Source organism: Streptomyces sp. NPDC091271, from assembly GCF_044757505.1.
In the GTDB taxonomy this organism is placed as follows: Bacteria; Actinomycetota; Actinomycetes; order Streptomycetales; family Streptomycetaceae; genus Streptomyces.
This window is the reverse complement of record NZ_JBIVVD010000013.1, coordinates 1-7,551: the sequence shown is the minus strand read 5'-3', so window position 1 is coordinate 7,551 and position 7,551 is coordinate 1. Positions and strand designations below refer to the sequence as shown.

General features: G+C 74.3%; 6 protein-coding genes. 1 reads left to right on the top strand and 5 read right to left on the bottom strand.

Features of this window, described 5'->3' with window-relative positions:
- The first annotated feature begins 116 nt into the window (after positions 1–116).
- Positions 117–929: a 4'-phosphopantetheinyl transferase family protein gene (locus tag ACIQM3_RS36465; RefSeq protein WP_401632418.1), complete on the top strand. Its 813-nt coding sequence runs from the start codon at positions 117–119 to the stop codon at positions 927–929.
- A 90-nt stretch (positions 930–1,019) separates the two neighbouring features.
- Here ACIQM3_RS36465 and ACIQM3_RS36460 read toward each other — a convergent pair whose 3' ends face one another.
- The 5 genes from ACIQM3_RS36460 to ACIQM3_RS36440 form a co-directional block, all read right to left on the bottom strand.
- Positions 1,020–1,313 (bottom strand): acyl-CoA carboxylase epsilon subunit, encoded by a 294-nt coding sequence (locus ACIQM3_RS36460; RefSeq protein WP_401632415.1) that lies wholly within the window; start codon positions 1,311–1,313, stop codon positions 1,020–1,022.
- A 14-nt stretch (positions 1,314–1,327) separates the two neighbouring features.
- On the bottom strand, positions 1,328–2,935 hold the full coding sequence (locus ACIQM3_RS36455) for an acyl-CoA carboxylase subunit beta (protein WP_401632412.1): 1,608 nt from the start codon (positions 2,933–2,935) through the stop codon (positions 1,328–1,330).
- A 231-nt stretch (positions 2,936–3,166) separates the two neighbouring features.
- Positions 3,167–4,093, bottom strand: coding sequence for an alpha/beta hydrolase (locus tag ACIQM3_RS36450; protein ID WP_401632421.1), 927 nt, complete (start codon positions 4,091–4,093; stop codon positions 3,167–3,169).
- 113 nt (positions 4,094–4,206) lie between these two features.
- Positions 4,207–5,715, bottom strand: a complete 1,509-nt coding sequence (locus tag ACIQM3_RS36445; RefSeq protein ID WP_401632410.1) for an FAD-dependent monooxygenase — start codon at positions 5,713–5,715, stop codon at positions 4,207–4,209.
- A gap of 85 nt (positions 5,716–5,800) precedes the next feature.
- Positions 5,801–7,438 (bottom strand): FAD-dependent monooxygenase, encoded by a 1,638-nt coding sequence (locus ACIQM3_RS36440; protein WP_401632407.1) that lies wholly within the window; start codon positions 7,436–7,438, stop codon positions 5,801–5,803.
- Between the last annotated feature and the right edge of the window lie 113 nt (positions 7,439–7,551).

Genomic DNA, 7,551 nt, shown 5'->3' with positions numbered 1-7,551 from the left:
GGCCCGGACGCCACCCCCCACGACGCCCGCACCTACATCCACACCGCCCTCTCCACCAACAGCCTCGCCACCCTCCACCACGCCAAAGCCTTCGCGGAGGGCCGGGAGAACGAGCGGTGAGACAGGGGACGGCGGGCTCGCTCGCCGTCCGGAGGGGAGAGGTGGACGTGTGGCTGCTGCCGCCGCCCGCCTCTCCCCGTGACGTTCCCGGCCATGAGCTCGACGCGCGGGAGCGGGAGCGGGCCGCCTCCTACCTGCGCGCCCGCGACCGCCAGACCTACCTCGCCGCGCACGTGGGACTGCGCCGGGTCCTCGCCGCGTACACGGGCATCGCGCCCGGCCGGATCCCGGTGGCGGGCGAGCGGTACGGCGTGGACGGTGAACGTCAGGGACGGCCGAAAGTGCTCGGGGTGGCCGGTGCTCCGCAGTTCTCCCTCTCACACAGCCACGGACTGGCCCTGGTGGCGGTGGCGGCCGTCCGGATCGGCGCCGACGTACAGCGCGTTCCCACGGCTGAGACCGTACGGGCGTGCCTACCGGCGCTCCACCCCGCTGAGCGGCGGGAACTCCTCGCTCTCCCCGACCCGTGGCGCACGGCCGCTTTCGGCAGGCTGTGGACGCGCAAGGAGGCGTATCTGAAAGGGCTCGGCACCGGCCTCGCGCGGGCGCCGGGCCTCGACTGCCTGAGCGCGACGGACCTCCCCGCCCGCCCGCCGGGCTGGGTGGTGGGGAACGTGCCGCTGTGCCGGGGCCATGTCGCCGCGGTCGCGCTGTCCGGTTCCGGGGACCAGCGGGTGACGCTGCGGTCGGTGCCGGAGGAGTTCCTGTACGCCCGGGACGCGGTGGAGCGGATCGCCCGGATGGAGCCGGGAGTGCGAGCGGTGCTGCGGGACCGGGTCGCGGCGGCGGTGGGGAGGAGCAACCCGTAACGGCTGCTCCTCCCCACCGCCGCCTTTCCTGGTGGGTGCGGGCGCGCGGGTCTTCAGCGGCGGGTGCGGGCGTGCGGCGCCGGCCCCCCGTCAGACCGCCGACCGCCAGCTGCGCGGCCCCGCGGCGCGCGTCATCCGCTCCGGCCGGCGCCACCGGGCGCCCACCCGCCGGCGGCGGGCCATGTCGTCCGGTCCGAAGTCCGCCCCCGCGTTCAGGGTGGCCAGGACCACTGTCAGGGCGGCCAGCTCCTCGGGGGTGGGGCAGCCACGCTCCAGCCGCAGCCACGCGGACCCGGCCGCCGTGCCGGCGACGAGGTCCGGGAGGGCTGGGGCGGCCGGGGTGCTCCACTCGGCGCCCGGCATGCGGTCCGGGGTCTCGGACACGGTTCCTCCGGTGTTCACTGGGGCGGGTTGCCGTGCTTGCGGGACGGCAGGTCGGCGTGCTTGGCAGTGAGCATGGCGAGCGACCTGGCCAGCACGGACCGGGTCTCGCGCGGGTCGATCACGTCGTCCACGAGGCCGCGCTCGGCCGCGTAGTACGGGTGGACCAACTCCCGCCGGTACTGCTCGATCTTCTCCGCGCGGGTCGCCGCGGGATCCTGCGAGGCGGCGATCTCCCGCCGGAAGACGACGTTGGCGGCGCCCTCGGCGCCCATCACCGCGATCTCGTTGGAGGGCCAGGCGAGCGCGATGTCGGCACCGATGGAACGGGAGTCCATGACGATGTAGGCACCTCCGTACGCCTTGCGCAGCACGACTGAGATCCGGGGCACGGTGGCATTGCAGTACGCGTACAGCAGCTTGGCGCCGCGCCGGATGATGCCCTCGTGCTCCTGGTCGACGCCGGGCAGGAAGCCGGGAACGTCGACCAGGGTGACCAGGGGGATGTTGAACGCATCGCAGAACTGCACGAACCGCGCCGCCTTCTCGCTGGCCCGGATGTCCAGGACGCCCGCCATGGCGGCCGGCTGGTTGGCGACGATGCCGACCGGGTGCCCGCCGACGCGGGCGAGCGCGCAGACGATGTTCGGCGCCCAGGCCGCGTGCACCTCCATGTACTCTCCCTCGTCCACGAGTTCCTCGATGACACCCCGGACGTCGTAGGCACGGTTTCCGTCCGCCGGCACCAGGTCCAGCAGGGCGTCCCCGGGCCGGTCCGCCGGGTCGGCGGAGGAGACGACGGGCGGCAGTTCCCGGTTGTTCTGCGGCAGCATCGACAGGAGGTAGCGGACCTCGGCGATGCAGGTCTCCTCGTCGTCGTACGCGAAGTGCGCGACGCCCGAGGTCTCGGCGTGCACATCGGCGCCGCCGAGGCCGTTCTGGGTGATCTCCTCGCCGGTGACCGCCTTGACGACGTCCGGTCCGGTGATGAACATCTGCGAGGTCTCACGGACCATGAAGACGAAGTCGGTCAGCGCCGGGCTGTAGGCCGCGCCGCCCGCGCACGGGCCGAGCATCACGCTGATCTGCGGGATGACACCGGAGGCCCGGGTGTTGCGCTGGAAGATCCCGCCGTATCCGGCGAGCGCGGAGACGCCCTCCTGGATACGGGCTCCGGCGCCGTCGTTCAGCGACACCAGCGGGGCGCCGGCCGAGATGGCCATGTCCATGATCTTGTGGATCTTCGTCGCGTGGGCCTCGCCCAGCGCCCCGCCGAAGATCCGGAAGTCGTGCCCGTACACGAACACCGTCCGGCCCTCGACCGTCCCCCAGCCGGTGACGACACCGTCGCCGTAAGGCTTCCGGGCCTCCAGGCCGAACCCGGTCGCCCGGTGCCGGCGCAAGGACTCGACCTCGCAGAAGCTGCCCTTGTCCAGCAGCAGCGCGAAGCGTTCGTGCACGGTCAGTTTGCCTTTGGCGTGCTGCCGTTCGGTGGCCCGGGGGTCCTCGCCCGCCTGCGCCAGGGCCTTGCGCGCGGCCAGTTCAAGAAGGGGGTCGGAAGGCGGCGCGGCGGTGGTGGGCGGCAGGGTGGCGTCGGACGTGTCGGCGGGTGGTGCGATCCCCATCGGCGGATCTCCGTTTCCGGTGCGGTGGACAGGGTGGGCACGCAGGGCGACCGGTGACCGGCGGCCGTCTCCAGGAGGACGAAAACCGGCACGGTTCCGGGGCCGGCGCGTGCCGCCGGACGGCGCCGGCGGGTGGTGGTGGCACGGCCGCGAACAGCGGGCCCGCGGCGAGGGAGGAGGTCAGCAGTCCGAACGCGGTGGCGGCGGAGCGGAACACGGCGCCCGCGCCCGTCACAGGTCCGTCCGTTCCGTGGCACGGGACGGACGCGGGGCGGGACGCCGGGCCAGGCACTCCTCGAAGAACACGAAGGCCCGCAGGTGGTAGGCGCGGGCCTGCCAGCCCAGGCTGATGTTGTGACCGGCACCGGGCTGGCGGTCGACACGGACGCGCGGTGCCGAGGTGAAGTCCGCGGTGAGACCGGCCACCGTCTCCCCGTCGTGGCGCCACCACCGTTCGCACTCGGCGAAGGTCAGCCGCACCGGGACCCGGACCCGGCCTGCCGCCACGGTGAAACGGCCCGGCCACTCCGCGGCATCCGCAAGCTCGCGAGCCGGTACGGGGGCGACCACGGCGGATGCCTCGCGGAAGGTCCGCGGCGGGTAGAAGCGCAACGGACCCCAGTTCCGGGCCCAGTTGCGGCGCTCGTGGAGACGGGCCAGGCCGGCCGGGTCGACCGCGTAGTCCCGGCCGAGACCGGAGATGTCGAGACCGAGCAGCGGCGGTGGTGCGGCCTCGGTGGTGCCGGCGCGGCCAGGACCGGACGGGGTGTCGGCGGCCGCATAGGTGAGGGCCAGTTTCCCGCCGAAGGAGTGCGCGAGCAGGAACACCCCGGCACCCGTCTCGCGACGGCCACTCAGGTGGGCCAGCGCCGCCCGGACCGCGACGGCCTGCTCGGCAAGGGACCGGCCGCTCGGGGCCTGTGCCGCCGACAGGCCGTAGCCGGGCCGGTCGAGGGCGACGACCGTGTATCCGAGCCGCGCGCCCAGGGTCAGCAGCGAGACGTCCGGGTGCGCCTGGCCGTCGAAGTACCCGGCGCCGGTCCCGCCGCCGTGCACCGCGACGACAGTGGCACGGGGCGGGCCGGCCGGCTCGGCCATCAGCGCGGACAGCGTGAGGTCCCCGGCCTGCAGGACGACGGGACGCACCCCGGGTGACATCGTGACCGGCACGGGCCCCGGCCGTACGCGATCCGGCGGTACGGGGGCGGCCTGCGGCTCCTCGGCCCGTGTCCCCTGCGCCGTCTTCGCGGACGGGAGCAGCTCCGCGGCGCTCATGTCAGGTCCGGGGAGCCCGGAGCACCGAACCAGCGGCGCATGGCGGTGGCCAGACCGGCCGTGTCCGCGCCTGCCCAGGCGACGTACCCGTCCGGCCGGACCAGTAGGGCGGCCGCGCCCCCGAAGGCGTCCGCCTCGCGCGGGATGCCGGTGACAGTGTCCACGCGGTCCTTCCACCCGGCTGCTGTCCCGCGCAGCGCGGCGTCTCCGGCCAGGTCGAGCAGCACGCCCTGCCCGGAGTGCAGGAGTCCGGGGGTGCGCACCGGTCCTGCGGGGGTCTCCAGCACCCGCGGCGGCAGCCGGCGCCCGGTGAGCCGATGCTCGGTGAGCCAGGGCCCGGCGGCGCCCGATCCGGCGCCGTACCGTACGTCGAGGTGGCTGACCGAACCAGCCAGGTGCCGTTTCACCTCGTCGTAGCCGATCAGTTCCGCGAACAGGTCCCGGAACGGCTGGGACTCGGGGCCGCCCAGGAAGACCGTGCCCTGGGCGCGGGTGTTGGACAGCAGCCGCTCGCCCACCGCGTGCCGCTCCTCGTGGTAGGTGTCGAGCAGTCCTTCCGGGGCATGCCCACGGACCGTCGCGGCCAGCTTCCAGCCGAGGTTGACCGCGTCCTGCACACCGGTGCTGAGGCCTTGGCCCCCGGCCGGGAGGTGGATGTGCGCCGCGTCTCCGGCGAGCAGTACCCGGCCGCGGCGGTATGCGGTGACCTGCCGGGTGGCGTCGGTGAAGGAACTGACCCAGTCGGCCCCGCCGCCCGAGATGTCCTCTCCGGTCAGCCGCTGCCAGGCGGCGGCGACCTCGGCGAACTCCGGGTTCTCGCTCCGACCGGCCGGCGGGGTGCCGTCCTCGCAGACGATGATGCGGTCCACGCCCTCGCTCAGCGGTGCTGCCATCACCATGCCGCCGGGGAGTCGCTCGCCCAGCGGACGCGGCTTGACCGCGCAGCCGACCACGTCGGCGAGGTACATGCCCCGGGTGGCGGAGGTGCCGGGGAAGTTGAAGCCGCCGGCCCTGCGCACGGCGCTGTGACCGCCGTCGGCGCCCACCAGATAGCGGCCGCGCAACCGGTGCCCGGCGCCGTCCGCGCCCGTCAGGGTGACGGTGACTCCGTCGTCGTCCTGGGTGAGAGAGCGGAACACCAGACCCCGGCGGATGTCGGCGCCCAGCTCCCCGGCCCACTCCTCCAGGACCGCCTCGGTCGCGGACTGCGGGATGCCCCGGGCTCCGAAGTGGGCGTCCTCCAGGACGGTGTAGTCGAACACCACTCCGCCGAAGTGACCCATCGGGCTGGTCTCCAGGCCCTCGAATCGAGGAACGAGACCGCGCTGGTCGAAGGACTCCAGGGCGCGGGCCGTGAAACCGAGGCCGCGCGACTGGCCGGTGGGCCGCTCCAGCGCCTCGGCGACAACGACGCTCGCCCCTCCCAGCCGCAGTTCCCCCGCCAGCATCAGGCCGGTGGGCCCGGCGCCGATGACGATGACGTCCACGTCGATCTCCGCGTCCATGGGATTCCTTTGCTCGTGCGCGTCAGCGCGTATCGGTTGGGTGGGTCGGTGTGCGGGGCGGACGGGAGTGTCCGGTGGGGAGGCGTCAGGCTCCGGCGGTCGCCGGGTGCGAGCCGGGCCGGGACCGGGTGCGCGCGGTGGCGGCCGGCACGCCGAACCAGCGGCGCAAGGCCTCGGACAGACCCTCGGCCCGCGTCCCCGCCCAGGCGACATATCCGTCCGGCCGGACCAGCAGGGCTTCCCCGCCGGGCAGTTCCGCCACCTGTCCGGCACGGGGGCGGGCGTCGGTGACGGTGATCCGGCCCGCGCCGGCCCAAGGCGCGGCGGTCTCCCGCAGCGTCCCGGCGCCGTCCGTGCCGAGGAGCAGGAGCACGCCCCGGCCGGAGCGGAACAGTTCGGTGGTGCGCAGGGCGCCTTCGACCGCCGCCGGCGCCCCGGCCCCGGTGCCCGCCACGGCTCCGGCCTCCGCCTCGACCCCGATCCGGGTATCGGCATCGGCATCGACGAGGATCGCGTCCGGAAGCCGTAGGCCGAGCAGAGGATGGTGGCCCTCGGCGGTGTCGTACCGGATGCCGAGCCCGCTGATCGTGCCGGCCAGCGACTCCCTCACGTCCTCCAGGGCCATCAGCTCGCCCAGCAGGGCGCGGGCCGGTTCGACCTCCGGTCCGCCGAGCAGCAGATACGCCTGGGCCCGGATGTTCGTCAGGGTGCGGCGGCCCACCGCGTGGCGCTCCCGGTGGTAGGTGTCGAGCAGTTCCTCACCGGCGCTGCCGCGTACCACCGCGGCCAGCTTCCACCCGAGGTTGAAGGCGTCCTGCACGCCGAGGTTGAGAGCCTGGCCGCCGCTGGGCATCTGCCGGTGGGCGGCGTCGCCCGCGAAGAGCACCCGGCCGTGCCGGTAGCCGGCCAGCTGACGGTCGGCGTCACCGAAGGCGTTGACCCACAGCGGGGTGCCGTGGGAGATGTCCTCGCCGGTGACCCGCCGCCACACCCGGGCCACCTCGGCGAAGTCCGGCGCGCCCCCCTCACGGGGCACGGCCTCGCGGCCGAACTCGTGCACCATCACACGGGTCGTCCCGTTCCGGGTTGCGGCGATCGCGAGGCCCCGCTCCAGCCGCTGGAAGCGGCGGTCGGCGACCTGGACGCCGGTCACGTCGGCGCGCAGCAGTTCGCGTCCGGCGTCCCGGCCGGGGAACTCGGCCCCGGTGAGCTGCCGCACGGTGCTCTCCTCGCCGTCGCAGGCGACCAGGTACCGGGCGTGCAGGAGCAGCGGCCTTCCACCGGGCCCCTCGGTCCGGGCGGTGACCCCGTCCGCGTACGTCTCCAGGGAGAGCAGCCTGTGCCGCCGTCTCAGGTCGGCGCCGAGGACGGCGGCCCGTTCCTGGAGCAGTTCCTCGGTCCGGGTCTGAGAGACCTTCCACTGTCCGGGGTACGGGCCGGAGAGCGGTCCGGAGGGAGTCAGGTCCATGGGCAGCCCGCCGAAGTGGCCGCGTGATTCCCGGGGTGGACGGCCCAGTGCGGCCAGCAGGCCCCGGGAGTCCAGGATCTCCATCGTGCGGGCGTGCAGGGTGGATGCGCGCGACTGGGTGGTGGGTCCTGACCGGTCGTCGGCCACGACCACCCGGGCTCCGCCCAGCCGCAGTTCGGTGGCGAGCATGAGCCCGGCCGGCCCCGCGCCGACGACCACGACGTCCGTGTTCAGCGTGGCGGTGCCCGGGGTCACGGCCGGCGCTGGTTCTCTGCGAAGGCTTTGGCGTGGTGGAGGGTGGCGAGGCTGTTGGTGGAGAGGGCGGTGTGGATGTAGGTGCGGGCGTCGTGGGGGGTGGCGTCCGGGCC

Bases quoted from the DNA above. Each gene is read 5' to 3' on its own strand.
- ACIQM3_RS36455 (WP_401632412.1), bottom strand. From the start codon at position 2,935: ATGGGGATCGCACCACCCGCCGACACGTCCGACGCCACCCTGCCGCCC.
- ACIQM3_RS36450 (WP_401632421.1), bottom strand. From the start codon at position 4,093: ATGTCACCCGGGGTGCGTCCCGTCGTCCTGCAGGCCGGGGACCTCACG.
- ACIQM3_RS36445 (WP_401632410.1), bottom strand. From the start codon at position 5,715: ATGGACGCGGAGATCGACGTGGACGTCATCGTCATCGGCGCCGGGCCC.